The sequence below is a fragment of the Halobacillus mangrovi genome (genome assembly GCF_002097535.1).
GTDB classification, from domain to species: Bacteria; Bacillota; Bacilli; order Bacillales; family Halobacillaceae; genus Halobacillus; species Halobacillus mangrovi_A.
The window spans coordinates 2,106,415-2,119,959 of the sequence record NZ_CP020772.1; the positions used below are offsets into that span (position 1 = coordinate 2,106,415).

General features: G+C 40.9%; 16 protein-coding genes. 15 read left to right on the plus strand and 1 reads right to left on the minus strand.

Annotated elements, in window-relative coordinates; all coding sequences use genetic code 11:
* Position 1: 1 nt before the first annotated feature.
* The 6 genes from spoVAE (at position 2) to HM131_RS10270 (ending at position 4,790) form a co-directional block, all read left to right on the plus strand.
* Positions 2-352, plus strand: a complete 351-nt coding sequence (gene spoVAE, locus HM131_RS10245) for a stage V sporulation protein AE (RefSeq protein ID WP_085029666.1) — start codon at positions 2-4, stop codon at positions 350-352.
* A 24-nt stretch (positions 353-376) separates the two neighbouring features.
* Positions 377-1,846, plus strand: a complete 1,470-nt coding sequence (locus HM131_RS10250) for a spore germination protein (RefSeq protein ID WP_085029667.1) — start codon at positions 377-379, stop codon at positions 1,844-1,846.
* 112 nt (positions 1,847-1,958) lie between these two features.
* The gene (gene lysA, locus HM131_RS10255) at positions 1,959-3,290 is read left to right on the plus strand and encodes a diaminopimelate decarboxylase (RefSeq protein ID WP_085029668.1); all 1,332 of its coding nucleotides are present in this window, start codon (positions 1,959-1,961) and stop codon (positions 3,288-3,290) included.
* Positions 3,271-3,702, plus strand: coding sequence for a peptidylprolyl isomerase (locus tag HM131_RS10260; protein WP_085029669.1), 432 nt, complete (start codon positions 3,271-3,273; stop codon positions 3,700-3,702). The genes lysA and HM131_RS10260 overlap by 20 nt, the downstream gene beginning before the upstream one ends.
* A 23-nt stretch (positions 3,703-3,725) precedes the next feature.
* Positions 3,726-4,184 (plus strand): site-2 protease family protein, encoded by a 459-nt coding sequence (locus HM131_RS21315; RefSeq protein WP_085029670.1) that lies wholly within the window; start codon positions 3,726-3,728, stop codon positions 4,182-4,184.
* A gap of 240 nt (positions 4,185-4,424) precedes the next feature.
* Positions 4,425-4,790 (plus strand): GNAT family N-acetyltransferase, encoded by a 366-nt coding sequence (locus HM131_RS10270; protein ID WP_085029671.1) that lies wholly within the window; start codon positions 4,425-4,427, stop codon positions 4,788-4,790.
* A gap of 43 nt (positions 4,791-4,833) precedes the next feature.
* Here the strand turns inward: HM131_RS10270 and HM131_RS10275 are convergent, their stop codons facing one another.
* Positions 4,834-5,319 (minus strand): DUF309 domain-containing protein, encoded by a 486-nt coding sequence (locus tag HM131_RS10275; RefSeq protein WP_232324760.1) that lies wholly within the window; start codon positions 5,317-5,319, stop codon positions 4,834-4,836.
* A gap of 129 nt (positions 5,320-5,448) precedes the next feature.
* On the opposite strand from HM131_RS10275, the gene HM131_RS10280 reads away from it, so the two are divergent.
* From HM131_RS10280 to ccsB, 9 genes are all read left to right on the plus strand, one after another.
* Positions 5,449-6,201, plus strand: coding sequence for a segregation/condensation protein A (locus HM131_RS10280; protein ID WP_085029673.1), 753 nt, complete (start codon positions 5,449-5,451; stop codon positions 6,199-6,201).
* Positions 6,192-6,788 carry an SMC-Scp complex subunit ScpB gene (gene scpB, locus HM131_RS10285; protein WP_085029674.1) on the plus strand — a complete coding sequence of 199 codons (597 nt, stop codon included), beginning with the start codon at positions 6,192-6,194 and terminating at the stop codon, positions 6,786-6,788. The genes HM131_RS10280 and scpB overlap by 10 nt, the downstream gene beginning before the upstream one ends.
* 167 nt (positions 6,789-6,955) lie before the next feature.
* The gene (locus HM131_RS10290; protein ID WP_232324943.1) at positions 6,956-8,005 is read left to right on the plus strand and encodes a D-alanyl-D-alanine carboxypeptidase family protein; all 1,050 of its coding nucleotides are present in this window, start codon (positions 6,956-6,958) and stop codon (positions 8,003-8,005) included.
* Positions 7,999-8,589: a nucleoside recognition domain-containing protein gene (locus HM131_RS10295; RefSeq protein ID WP_085029676.1), complete on the plus strand. Its 591-nt coding sequence runs from the start codon at positions 7,999-8,001 to the stop codon at positions 8,587-8,589. The genes HM131_RS10290 and HM131_RS10295 overlap by 7 nt, the downstream gene beginning before the upstream one ends.
* Positions 8,586-9,101, plus strand: a complete 516-nt coding sequence (locus HM131_RS10300; RefSeq protein ID WP_085029677.1) for a spore maturation protein — start codon at positions 8,586-8,588, stop codon at positions 9,099-9,101. The genes HM131_RS10295 and HM131_RS10300 overlap by 4 nt, the downstream gene beginning before the upstream one ends.
* Positions 9,102-9,259: 158 nt before the next feature.
* Positions 9,260-9,988 carry a pseudouridine synthase gene (locus HM131_RS10305; protein WP_085031932.1) on the plus strand — a complete coding sequence of 243 codons (729 nt, stop codon included), beginning with the start codon at positions 9,260-9,262 and terminating at the stop codon, positions 9,986-9,988.
* A gap of 53 nt (positions 9,989-10,041) precedes the next feature.
* Complete coding sequence (resA, locus tag HM131_RS10310; RefSeq protein ID WP_085029678.1) at positions 10,042-10,596, plus strand: thiol-disulfide oxidoreductase ResA; 555 nt, start codon at positions 10,042-10,044, stop codon at positions 10,594-10,596.
* Positions 10,597-10,622: 26 nt separating this feature from the next.
* Positions 10,623-12,302 carry a cytochrome c biogenesis protein ResB gene (gene resB, locus HM131_RS10315; RefSeq protein WP_085029679.1) on the plus strand — a complete coding sequence of 560 codons (1,680 nt, stop codon included), beginning with the start codon at positions 10,623-10,625 and terminating at the stop codon, positions 12,300-12,302.
* Positions 12,277-13,461 carry a c-type cytochrome biogenesis protein CcsB gene (gene ccsB / locus HM131_RS10320; RefSeq protein WP_085029680.1) on the plus strand — a complete coding sequence of 395 codons (1,185 nt, stop codon included), beginning with the start codon at positions 12,277-12,279 and terminating at the stop codon, positions 13,459-13,461. The genes resB and ccsB overlap by 26 nt, the downstream gene beginning before the upstream one ends.
* The last annotated feature ends 84 nt before the right edge of the window (positions 13,462-13,545 follow it).

Sequence of the window (13,545 nt, forward strand, 5' to 3'; positions counted from 1 at the left end):
ATTGAATTTTGTTTGGGCATTTGTAGTCGGTGGAGGCATTTGTGTCATTGGTCAAATCCTTCTAGATTACTTTAAACTTACTCCGGCCCACGTGATGTCATCTTTTGTCGTCGCTGGAGCTGTGTTGGATGCGTTCGATCTATATGATAATCTAATTAATTTCGCTGGAGCGGGTGCTACTGTTCCGATCACAAGCTTCGGCCATTCCCTGCTTCATGGAGCCATGGAACAGGCGGATGATCACGGTATTATCGGAATAGCTATAGGGATATTTGAGCTGACCTCTGCTGGTATTGCGTCTGCCATATTATTTGGATTTATTGTAGCCGTCATCTTTAAACCAAAAGGTTAGAGAGGAACGAAGGGACTGAACTCAATGCCTGGTAAACAGCCGGACACACCGATTGTAATGAAATTAGAACAGAATAGAAACATAATGAATGAACGGATTGGGGTCGATCAATCTTTTGATATTGGGTTTAGAACTCTCACTATCCTGGATCACGAAGTCAACGTTTATTATGTTACGGGGTTATGCGAAACGCCAATTATTGTTGAATTAATGCGCCAGTTGTTCGAGATGAATGAACGGACCGATGAAAGTACAGATGTCTTTCAGCATATTAAGAACGACATACCTCATCAACAAGTAGAAGTCGTTACTTCGATTGACAAATGTATCACTCAATTGCTGTCAGGGCTGATCGTTATATTCGTCGAAGGGCATACAGAGGCCTTTATTGTAGATGTTCGTTCTTACCCTGGCCGTACACCCGAAGAGCCTGATACAGAGAAAGTTATTCGTGGATCTAGGGACGGGTACACGGAAAACATTATTGAAAATACTGCCCTTACAAGGAGAAGAATTCGCGATGAGCGTCTGCGTCATGAAATCATGCAAGTGGGAAGTAGGTCAAAAACGGACATCTGTCTCTCTTATATCCAGGACGTAGCTGACCCTGGTCTTATAGAGTTAATTAAAGAAGAAATTAAGAATATCGATATTGACGGGTTATCTATGGCGGACAAAACCCTGGAAGAATATTTAGTTCATCAAGGACGGAATCCTTTTCCTCTCGTAAGGTATACGGAACGTCCGGATGTAGCGGCGTCCCATCTTTTTGAGGGACACGTACTTATTATGGTAGACACTTCGCCGAGTACTATTATTACGCCAACCACTTATTTTCACCATGTACAGCATGCAGAAGAATTCAGACAATCTCCGGCAGTCGGTACGTTTGTCAGGTGGGTAAGGTTTTTCGGGATAATCGCCTCAGTTTTTCTGTTGCCTTTGTGGCTGCTATTTGTGATGCAGCCTGATTTGCTTCCGGCGCCCCTTTCTTTTGTCGGACCTAATGAAGAGAGCAGCATTCCTGTTATTTACCAAATTCTGCTTGCTGATTTAGGGTTGGAAATGCTCCGGATTGCTGCTATCCATACACCTACCCCGTTATCGACAGCGATGGGTTTGATCGCTGCCGTTCTCATTGGTCAGATCGCTATAGATGTAGGAATGTTCATTCCAGAGGTCATTCTGTATGTAGCTGTAAGCGCTATCGGATCTTATGCCACCCCCAGTTATGAACTTTCTGTAGCAAACAAAATGTCAAGAGTCGCGATGGTTATATTTGTTGCGTTCTTCGGTATCAAAGGAGTAGTAATTGGGATGACAGCTTATATTCTTTTACTTGCACACACAAAGTCCTTCAACACTCCTTACTTGTGGCCATTTTTGCCGTTTAATGCAAAAGCAGCCATACAAATTGTATTAAGAATGTCTATGCCTTCCTTGAAAGTACGCCCAAGCATCGTCCATCCGCAGAACAACCAGCGCCAAAGGTAGCGTATTGCTCCTTTTTAACCAATGTGATAAATTAAAACAAATAATACAAATGTTCCTTAATAATAAGGAGCATTTTCTTTTTCTTTAGACTTAAAATGATGGTGGTGAACGAATGAATTATGAGGTGAATGAAGGTGGGCAACTGATGATCGGTGGCGTTTCAGCAAAAAACTTAGCGGATCATTATGGTACACCTTTGTATGTATATGATGTAGGACAAATCCGTTCGAATGCACGTGCATTTATAGAGACATTTAAAAAACATAACGTTCCTGCACAAGTGGCCTATGCAAGTAAAGCATTCTCCTCGATAGCCATGCTTCAAGTGGCTCATCAGGAAGGGCTTAGTCTCGATGTCGTATCACGGGGGGAACTACATACAGCCCTTGAAGCAGGATTCCCTGTGGAAAAAATTCACATGCATGGCAACAATAAGAGTATTTCGGAACTGGAAATGGCCGTTAAGCACCATATAGGTTGTATTGTCGTCGACAACTTTTATGAAATTGAGCTGCTTGATGCCATTCTCGAAGAGAGAACCAGTGAGATAGATGTGCTATTAAGGGTAACTCCTGGAATCGAAGCTCATACGCATGATTATATCTTGACAGGGCAAGAAGATTCTAAATTTGGATTTGATTTATCCAGCGGACAAGCTGAAGAAGCTTTTCTTAAAGTTCTCGATCATCCTAGGATTAAAATGAAAGGCCTTCATTGTCACATCGGTTCTCAAATTTTTGAAACAAGCGGATTTGAGATGGCTACAAGAAAACTGTTTTCAACTCTAGAGGATTGGCGTGACCGCTTTGATTTTACGGCTGAAGTGGTCAACCTCGGGGGGGGATTTGGAATTCAATACACAAAAGAAGACGATCCTTTAGATCTTGATCAGTATGCCCATGCCTTGATTAAAGAGATAAAGACTCTCTCGGAACAATCCAATTATCCACTTCCGGAAATTTGGATCGAGCCTGGAAGGGCGATTGTAGGTGAAGCAGGAGTCACATTGTACACGGTAGGATCGATAAAGGAAATCCCTGGGGTCAGAACTTACATCTCAGTGGATGGAGGCATGACAGACAATATTCGTCCAGCCCTGTACCAAGCCAGATATGAAGCAGTATTGGCGGATAAAGTGAATGATCCAAAAGAAAAGAAATATTCAGTTGCTGGAAAGTGTTGTGAATCAGGAGATATGCTAATATGGGATGTGGAACTCCCTAAAGTGGAACACGAAGATTTACTTGCAGTTTTCAGCACAGGAGCGTATGGTTATGCTATGGCGAATAATTACAATCGTTTCCAGAAAGCTGCCGTCGTATTTGTCGAAAACGGCCATCATCAATTGGTCGTCCGCAGAGAGACGTTCCAAGAGATGACTAGACACGATTTATCTTATGAACAGCAGAGAGGAGAAACAAAACATGAAACAAGCAACAATTGAGTTTGAAAATGGAGAAAAAATGGTGATTGAACTATATGATGAAGCTGCACCGAATACTGTGGCAAACTTCGAAAAACTTGCAAACAGTGAATTTTATGACGGTCTGACTTTCCACCGTGTTATTCCTGATTTTGTAATTCAGGGTGGTTGTCCTAAAGGAAATGGAACAGGTGGTCCTGGGTACACAATTAAGTGTGAAACAGAAGGCAATCCGCATAAACATGAACGTGGAACATTGTCTATGGCTCATGCTGGAAGAGATACAGGGGGCAGCCAATTCTTCGTATGCCATTCTCCACAGCCTCATTTAGACGGCCGACACACAGTGTTTGGTAAAGTCGTAGAGGGAGTAGATACTGTGGACCGTGTACGTGCGGGTGATGTAATGCAGCGCGTAAGAGTAGAAGAATAAGTAAGTCCTGAAAGACTAGACGAATGCTTGTCACTTTTTTACTGTTGATTTTTGCAGTGGCACCCCTTAGTCTTTTTATTCATGAACTAGGCCATGTTCTTACTGCCCAAATTTTTCGAGCGGAACAGAGTTACATTAATCTAGGATATGGGTTTCCGTTAATTAAAGGAAAGTTCGGAAGGGTAAGAATCTCTATTCGATGCCTCCTATTTCATGGTGCTCATTCTATAAATGAGCGTGAAGATCCGTTTAGTGATCGAGAAAAAGCCTTGATCTGTCTTGGAGGTCCGCTTCTCAATGCTGTCGTTTTTTTATTTCTTTTTATCACACCTCCCTTGATGCGGACAAACCCAGTTATGCTATTTTTTTTGTTTAACGCATACCTGGCGATAGTGAATATCCTTCCTTTTAAAATAAAGGGGAAAAAATCGGACGGGTTTCGCGTTATTCAAAGTTTAAAAAATAGAACTACTCGGGGTTGAACATCACCCTACTTTTATGTATGCTATTAGCTAGGTGTGAAACCGTCACCATTGGGGGGACGCATGATGAAGAAAAAAAACTGGATTTTATTCACTGTATTATCACTATTCAGCTTATTTTGGGGCTTTTATTACTGGTTTGGAATCGTAAAGTAAAACACTGAAATGATAGCTGCTGAAGCGGCCCTGCTCATGCATACAGGGCAGAAAGATTATTTTCATAAATGATGAGGGGTTACTATGTTAATTCGATATAAAAAATCATTCGAAAAGATTGCCATGGGACTCTTATCTTTCATGCCGGAAGTTTCTGATGTTAAGGGGCTTCAGGAAATTGTTAAAGAGTATGAAGTCAATCCAAATTGGAGTCTTTTCTTATGGAAAGATGAGGATATACTTGGTGCGATCGGTGTGCGGATTGAAGGAGATGAGGCTGTCATTCAGCATGTGTCTGTAAATCCGTCTCATCGAAACACGGGCATTGGCAGAAAGATGGTCCATCGTATCCAAGATCAACTTGGCAATCAATATAAAGTTTGTGCGGATGTGGCAACAGAATCATTTTATGAAAAATGTGAAGCTGAAAGCCCATCCTCTCAAGTATAGGGTAAAGAAGGAGGTGTCCGCGGACACCTCTTTTACTTTGGATTTAAGGTCGATTTCTCAATGAGTGTTTGTTTATCAAATAATGATCCAATAGATTGCTTGGCTTGCCATAAGTGACTCCCCATTTTTTACATTTCTGTCTGACGTCATCTAGTAAGATATTATCGCATATTGGTAATATGGTACTTTTGTAAGGCTGTTGATTAATGAGACGAGTACGGACTTCTTGCACAAGGAGCAAGACTTCTCGTTTTTCAAGCCCAATTTCTTCAAGACTTTCAGAGATGGTGGGATATCTCTTTAAGCATCGATTGATAAGGATTTCAGCACCTTTCCTGTTTCCCCTTCTATAATGATACATACATACTGCTAATTGAATTAGGAACACCCATACGGAATTCCTGTTTTTAGGATCGACATTTTTCCAGTGTTCTTCTAAAACTTCGTGACATTCAAAATAATCCCGTGTTCCGTGAAAATGAGCTAAGTAATCTATATATAAATCAGGGTACAAGGTAGACGCCTCCATGCAATAGATTCTTGCTTTTATTGTAAATAACTAAAAGACGGTTTAACAAGTTATCAAGTTGTAATTAACGGATATCTATATTTTTGATAAACTAAAGACGGTAATTGATCATCATAAAGGAAGAATAATATGACAAAAAGCTATCAAGTGAAAGTAGAGGGATTTGAAGGTCCACTAGACCTTCTATTGCATTTAATCAATCGGTATGAGATTGATATCTATGACATACCCGTTTCTCAGATCACCGATCAGTACATGCATTATATCCATACGATGAATGAGTTAGAGTTGGATTTGGCGAGTGAGTATCTCGTGATGGCTGCAACGTTACTTGCTATGAAAAGTCAGATGTTGCTGCCGAATCCCACAATAGATGATGCAGAAGAGGCAGAGATGGAAGAGGATCCACGCGAAGAGCTTATGCGAAAATTAATTGAGTATAGAAAATATAAACAAGCAGCTGAACAATTGAAGGAAAAAGAGTTGGATGCCAATCGAATTTATACGCGACCACCAATGAATAAAGATGAACTTGGGGATGAACCTCCTGAAATTAAACCAGGAGAGGCCTCCATTTACGATATGATTCAAGCGATGGGTAGACTTCTCAGTAGATCTAAAACCACTGCGCCTCAGGATACAAAAATAAAAAAGGATGAGATTCCTATACAGATGAGGATGGAGGAGATCCTAAATCAAGTGGATTTAAAGAAAGAAGGAACTTCCTTTTACGATTTGTTTGAGAAAAAAACGCGGCCGCACATTGTTGTTACTTTTATGGCACTTTTGGAGTTGATGAAAAGTAATGAGATCACATGTGTTCAGCAGAAACATTTTGATGATTTAATAGTGTTTAAGATGGAGGATGCACCATGGAGTTAGAGGAATATAAAGCGGTAATCGAGGGGATGTTGTTTGCTTCTGGAGAAGAAGGCATGACGACACGTAAGATAAGCAAATTGCTCGATGTAGAACATAAGCAGCTTCTGTCAATCATTGAAGAAATGTCCCACGAATATAAAGATTCAAGGCGCGGTATTACCATTATGAATTCACAAGGTATACTGCACCTGACCACAAAACCCGAGCATGCCTCCTATTATAAAAAGATGATTGATTCTTCAGGCTCCACCCGTTTGTCCCAGGCTGCGCTTGAAACACTAGCGATCGTTGCTTATCAACAGCCTATCACTCGTATTGAGATTGACGACTTAAGAGGAGTGAAGAGTGATCGTGCTGTTCAAACTTTAGTCAACAGGGGTCTGATAGAAGAAAGAGGGCGCAAAGAAGCTATCGGACGACCTGTTCTCTTCGGCACAACGAAGGAATTTTTAATTTATTTCGGTTTAACTTCTATTGAAGAGCTGCCTCCACTTTCAGAATTGAAAGAACAAGAAGATGTAGAAGGAGAGGCAGACCTCTTTTTCGAGAAATTTACTGAACCAGACCTAAATACGGATGGAGACTAGGAAAGAGTGCCTCAATAGGCACTCTTTTTTCAATTTTGAATGAGTGACTTCCACATTTCTAATTAATCATAAGCTTGTACTTTTTTGCATAGAGTTAAGCAAATGACGAGAATAGGGAGGAAGCCCTTTTGAGAAAGTGTCTTTGTTTAATCATGATCTTTCCTTTGATGTTTATGGTGTTCATGACCGAAAAGGTACATGCGAACCCTAATATAGCTGTGTCTGCAGAGCATGCCGTACTGATGGATGCAGAGTCAGGAAGAGTGTTGTTTGAAAAAGACGCTTATGAATCGTCTTTGATTGCAAGCACGACTAAAATTATGACTGCTATTATTGCTATAGAATCTGGAAAACTGGATGAAAAAGTTAAAGTTAGCAGCCGAGCCATTCATACAGAAGGTTCCTCCATTTATTTGACTGAAAATGAAAAAATCCTGCTCAAAGATCTCGTCTATGGATTGATGCTTCGTTCCGGAAATGATTCTGCTGTTGCTATAGCGGAACATGTAGGGGGGAGTGTAGAGGGCTTCACTCAGATGATGAATGAAAAGGCGCTTTGGCTTGGGATGAATGACAGCCATTTTGAGAATCCCCATGGTCTAGATGGTGAAACTCATTATTCAAGTGCCTATGATCTGGGGTTGTTGATGGCCTATGCGATGAAGAATGAAACGTTCCGTGAAGTCACGGGCAGTGAAAAGTTTTTATCTGAAAACCGAGACTATGCTTGGATGAACAAAAATAAATTGTTGACTAAATATTACGAGCCGACAAACGGAGGGAAAACAGGATTTACTAAAAGGGCCGGTAGAACATTGGTTTCCAGTGCTGAAAAAGACGGACTTGAGTTAATCGCCGTTACCTTGAACGCTCCTGACGATTGGAATGATCACATTAATATGTACGAGTGGGGGTTCAAAAACTTCGAAACAGTCAAATTACAAAGCGAAGGAGTCATTGAAGCGAATGGACAAACGTACTATTTTCCAAGAGATGTGTATTTCCCACTGACCCTCAATGAAAAAGAATCCTTAAAAGCAAGTTTCTATCGGTATCCTCTAACCGGAGAGGACGGAAATATCGCTGGAATAACTAAGTATTCAATAGGGACTACTCCTTTGTTAGAAACACCAGTATGGAAAGAGCGGCCAATTAAGCCATTCTTATCAGAGTTGAAAGGGTTTATGGGCAGACTCATGGGGGTGGCCCCATGGTAAACCTTATATGGGCCCTTTTAGCAGTAACGGGAATTGTTTTTGCAGCATTTAATGGGACGATGGAGGAAGTGAACAAAGCTATATTCTCAACCTTAGACGAAGCAGTTATGATTACGCTGAGCCTGACCGGTGTACTGGTTTTTTGGCTTGGACTGATGAAGATCGCAGAGGCAGCCGGGTTGTTAGAAGGGTTAGCTAAGTTGTTTCGTCCAATCGTTAAAAGGATCTTTCCAGATATCCCTGATAATGATCCTGCCTTAGGATACATTCTATCAAATATGACGGCCAACATGTTCGGTCTAGGTAACGCGGCTACACCGATGGGGTTAAAGGCAATGAAGGAATTAAAGAGATTATCAGGAACGGAAGAGGCGAGTCGTTCCATGATCACATTTCTTGCCATCAATACCTCCTCACTTACATTGATCCCTACAACAGTCATAGCAATACGGATGAAATACGGGTCAGTCGATCCGACGAGTATTGTAGGGGCAACCATTATGGCGACCATCATCTCTACTCTAGCTGCTTTAATGATTGACCGGCTATTCTATTATAAGCGTAAGAGGACGTTAAAGATATGATCAGTATTTGGCTTATCCCTGGAATTATAGTAATCATTTTGATTATAGCTACTGTAAAAAGGGTCCCTTCTTATGAAGTATTTGTAGAGGGGAGTAAAGAAGGAATCCAAATTGCGATATCACTCCTTCCATTCCTATTAGGTATGATGGTTTCCATCGCAATCTTTCAGGCTTCAGGCGCCATGGGTGCCATCCTTGCATTTTTCCAGCCTCTTATGACAGCCATAGGCGTGCCTGCTGACATTCTTCCATTAGCACTTATACGTCCGATATCTGGAACAGCTGCATTAAGTGTAACGACAGAGCTGATTAGAACGCATGGTCCTGATTCATTTATTGGCCAGCTTGCTTCAGTTATGCAAGGGAGTACCGATACTACGCTGTATATAATCACAGTCTATTTTGGAGCAGTTGGAATCAAACGAATGGGGGATGCTTTAAAGGTTGGACTACTTGCGGATCTAGCTGGTATAATAGCATCGGTAATTATCGTAATCATCCTATTTCATTAATAGGGTGGTTTTTTTGTTCAAATCTTTCAGGAATGTGTATAATGTAAATGAGCTGAGGAGCCGCGCTGGAAGTTATCAGCGGGGCTTGCTGTTATGTTGTCCATAGTTGAAAAAGTGAAAGTAACTCATAGAAGGTTGGTGACGGTCCCATGGCTAACATGGAACGACTTCAGAAGGTGATCGCTCACGCAGGTGTGGCATCACGAAGAAAAGCAGAGAAATTAATAGTTGACGGTAAAGTAAAGGTTAACGGAAAAACAGTAACAGAACTGGGTACGAAAGTGAGCAGTAATGATGATGTTGAAGTAGAAGGTGTACCCATTGATAAGGAGCAGCCCGTATATTACTTGCTTTACAAGCCCCGTGGAGTCATTTCTAGTGTAAGCGATGATAAAGGAAGAAAAGTGGTTACAGATTATCTTCCAGAAGTAGAAGAGCGTATCTTTCCGATCGGACGCTTGGATTACGATACCTCTGGTTTAATTCTCTTAACGAATGACGGCGAATTTGCAAACTTGCTCATGCATCCAAAGCATGAAGTGGACAAAGTTTATATTGCAAAGACAAAAGGCATTCCGACGAAAGATCAGCTTCAACAATTGAAAAAAGGATTGACTGTAGACGGCGAATATTTAAAGGCTGTGCATACTAAAATCATGTCCACGGATGGAAAGAAAAATACCGCCATCGTACAGATTATTCTTCATGAAGGAAAGAATCGCCAGGTAAGAAGAATGTTTGATGCTTTAGGGTATCCTGTTGATAAATTGAAGCGTGAAAGGTACGGTTCCCTGGACCTGAAAGGATTAAATGCAGGTGACTATCGCCCACTAAAACCATTTGAAGTTAAACAGCTTCGTCAAATGGCTGAAGAAAATGTTAAATAAAGTTCAAATTTACCGTTTCCAATCAATGTTATAATGACTTGGGAGTGAAAGATATGAAAGAGTCAACTTTGAAGAAAAAGAGAAAGCGCTTAATCTTTCGTACTTCATTGCTTGCGGTGATGGTAGGGTTGCTTGTATTTGCCATCGTGTCGACTTTAAAAGATGACAAAGCTGTTATCGCAAAAGGAGAACAAGCACCAAATTTCCAGCTTGAGAAATTTGGGTCTGAAGGCGAAACTATTGAATTGAAAGACCTAGAAGGAAAAGGTGTTATGTTGAATTTCTGGGCTACTTACTGTGGGCCGTGTAAAGATGAAATGCCTTATATGGAAAAGCTTTATCCGAAGTATAAAGAAAAAGGGGTAGAAATTCTTGCGGTGAATCTCGATACGACGGAACTTGTTGTTAAACGGTTCATAGATCGTTATGATTTGACATTCCCTGTACTGCAAGATAAAGGTGGACAAGTTATGGATCTTTATAATATCGGTCCTATTCCTACAACACTATTCATCAATGCTGATGGTGAAATTGTAGAGCAAGTCACTGGCCCGCTTACTTTGAGTAAACTAGAAGGCTATCTGCAACAAATAACACCAGAGGAGTAGTCTACTTGAAATTGTGAGGTTTTATTATGAAAGAGATTACATGTGAATGCGGTCATGTGAATCCGGAGGGAACAGTACTCTGCGAATCATGTGGGAAGCCGGTAGAGAAGAATCAGCACATTGATGGAAATGAAGGAAACAAACTTCTCAATATGAGGTATGACGGAAGCGCCCGACGATCTCAAACCTACAATCGAACGTATGTGGATAAGATCTGGAATTTTTTCTCATCTGTCAAGGTAGGGGTAACACTAATTGTTCTAACCTTGATTGCATCCGCCATCGGTACAATTCTTCCACAAGAAATGTACATACCGCCGAATGTTGATGCTTCAACTCACTACCGGGATCAGTATGGTCTTTTTGGCCAAATCTATTATCAGCTAGGCTTGCATAATACCTTCACTTCATGGTGGTATATGCTGTTATTAGCTCTAATTGGAATTTCTATTGTTATTGCTAGTATTGATAGATTTTTCCCACTTTACAAAACACTCAAAAAGCAAAAGCCGAAGCGTCATGAGATCTTTATGAAAAAACAACGTGTTTTCGGCGAAACAAAATCCAATCAACTTGATATCGATCTATTTAAAAATAATTTAAAAAAACGTCATTACAGTATTTCTGAAGATAATGGGCACATCCTTGCTGAGAAAAATCGATTTGCAAGGTGGGGTCCTTACGTTAACCATATTGGTTTAATCATTTTTTTAATTGGATCGCTCATGCGATTTGTACCAGCTTTTTATATTGACGAGTATGTCTGGGTCCGAGAAGGTGAGACGGTTATGATCCCTGGAACAGACGGTCAATACTACATGAAAAACAATGACTTTATTTTAGAGACTTACGACGAGGGTGATGAACGCTTCAAAGAAGCTATTCAAAACAACGGGGCTCCTGTACCAAAAAATTTCCAGACCGATGCAGTCATTTATAAACGCACGGATGAAGTGGTACCAGGGAAGGAACCTGAACTTGAAAAAGTAAAAGAAGCCTCTGCAAAAATGAACCATCCGATTAAGTTCGATGAATTCGCTTTGTATCAAGCAAGCTATCAGTTGAATGAGTTTGAAGAAATGACGTTCAAAGTTCACGACAAAGATAATGAGGACACAAACTACGGAGAGTTCACCGTAGACTTAACAAATCCGAAATCTGAATACGAACTTGACAGTGGCCACCGTGTTGTTATTGAAGATTATTATCCGGAATATGAAATGGAAGATGGGCGGCCAGTATCCATTTCCAAGTATCCCAAAAACCCTGCCTTCGTATTTAATGTTTATCCACCAGGTGAATCTGAACCGGAAACAAGTTTCCTTGGAATTGGCGCGAATGTCGATGCAAGTGGCGATAATGAATATAAGTTAGGTTTAGTCAACTTTGATGTCCGTGATGTTACAGGATTGACGGTTAAAAAAGATCATACACTCTGGGTCATTGCTCTAGGTGGAGCGATATTCATGATTGGAGTTATCCAGGGAATGTATTGGAATCATCGTCGTATTTGGCTTCAGCCTAAAGCCGATGGCGTTTGGATTGCGGGACATACAAACAAAAACTGGTTTGCATTAAGACGTGATATAGGAAAAGTGATTGAAGGAACTAATATTAAGGAACCTATTGACCAGCATGAAATGAAAGATGACCAAAGCAGCGTAAGCGAGGAGGAAGAACATGGACTTAAGTACAATCAGCAGTAATCTGCTGTACGCGGCTTTTTTTATCTATCTAATAGCGACGTTCTTTTTTGGAGGGACGATCCGTGATAAGAAGAGAGGAAAAAGTAAAGTCGCTGGGAATATTGGAATAACTCTAACGATTATTGGATTTCTAACCCAGCTAGGCTACTTTATTACGAGATGGATAGCTAGTCAGCACGCACCTGTCAGTAATTTATTCGAATATACGACGTTCTTCGGGATGATGCTAGTATTTGCGTTTATCGTTCTGTACTTCATCTATCGTGTAGATTTACTAGGTTTGTTCGCTTTACCAATTGCTTTGTTAGTTATTGCTTTTGCGAGCATGTTCCCGACAGAAATATCACCATTGGTACCGTCATTACAATCCCATTGGCTCTATATTCATGTAACTACAGCCTCTCTTGGTCAAGGGATATTGTCGGTTAGTTTTGTAGCCGGATTGATTTTTCTTATACGCCAGGTTGATCAAACGAAAAGGTCGAAACATACTTCATGGCTTGAATTTGTCATTTATGTTCTTGCCTCTACCATAGCATTTATCTTAGTAACTACTGGATTTAGCGCAGCAGGGTACGAAGAAACATTTAAAGCCCCTGTAAATGGTCAAGAAGTCGAAATTATTTATGAAGTACCTGCCATAGCAGGTCCTTTTGATGGTGAGCTCGTCTCAGAGGATGGCATGTCACCGTTGTTTTCTGCTCCAGAATGGATGAGAGGACAGGAAGCTGCCAAAAAGCTCAACACATTCATCTGGTCGTTGTTAGGCGGACTAGTCTTATATGGATTAGCAAGGTTGATTTTGAGAAAACGTGTAGCTGCAGCGATTCAGCCTCTTCTTAGAAAAGTTAACCCTGAGCTAGTAGATGAGGTTTCCTATCGTTCTGTAGCGATTGGGTTTCCCGTTTTCACGCTGGGAGCGATCATATTTGCTTCGATTTGGGCTCAGCAGGCTTGGGATCGCTTTTGGGGATGGGATCCCAAAGAAGTATGGGCTCTCATTACATTTTTCTTTTATGCTGCTTATTTGCACCTTAGGTTATCTAGAGGGTGGCAAGGAATGAAATCAGCATGGCTTGCTGTAGGTGGCTTCGGAATTATTATGTTCAATTTGATCGCAGTAAATCTAGTCATCTCAGGACTGCACTCTTACGCTTGATGAGGACCAAAAGGCAGGAAGGGTAACTTTACCCAGCCTGCCATTTGTGTATATTATGGAAATACAACATGCAATGGTGGAGGT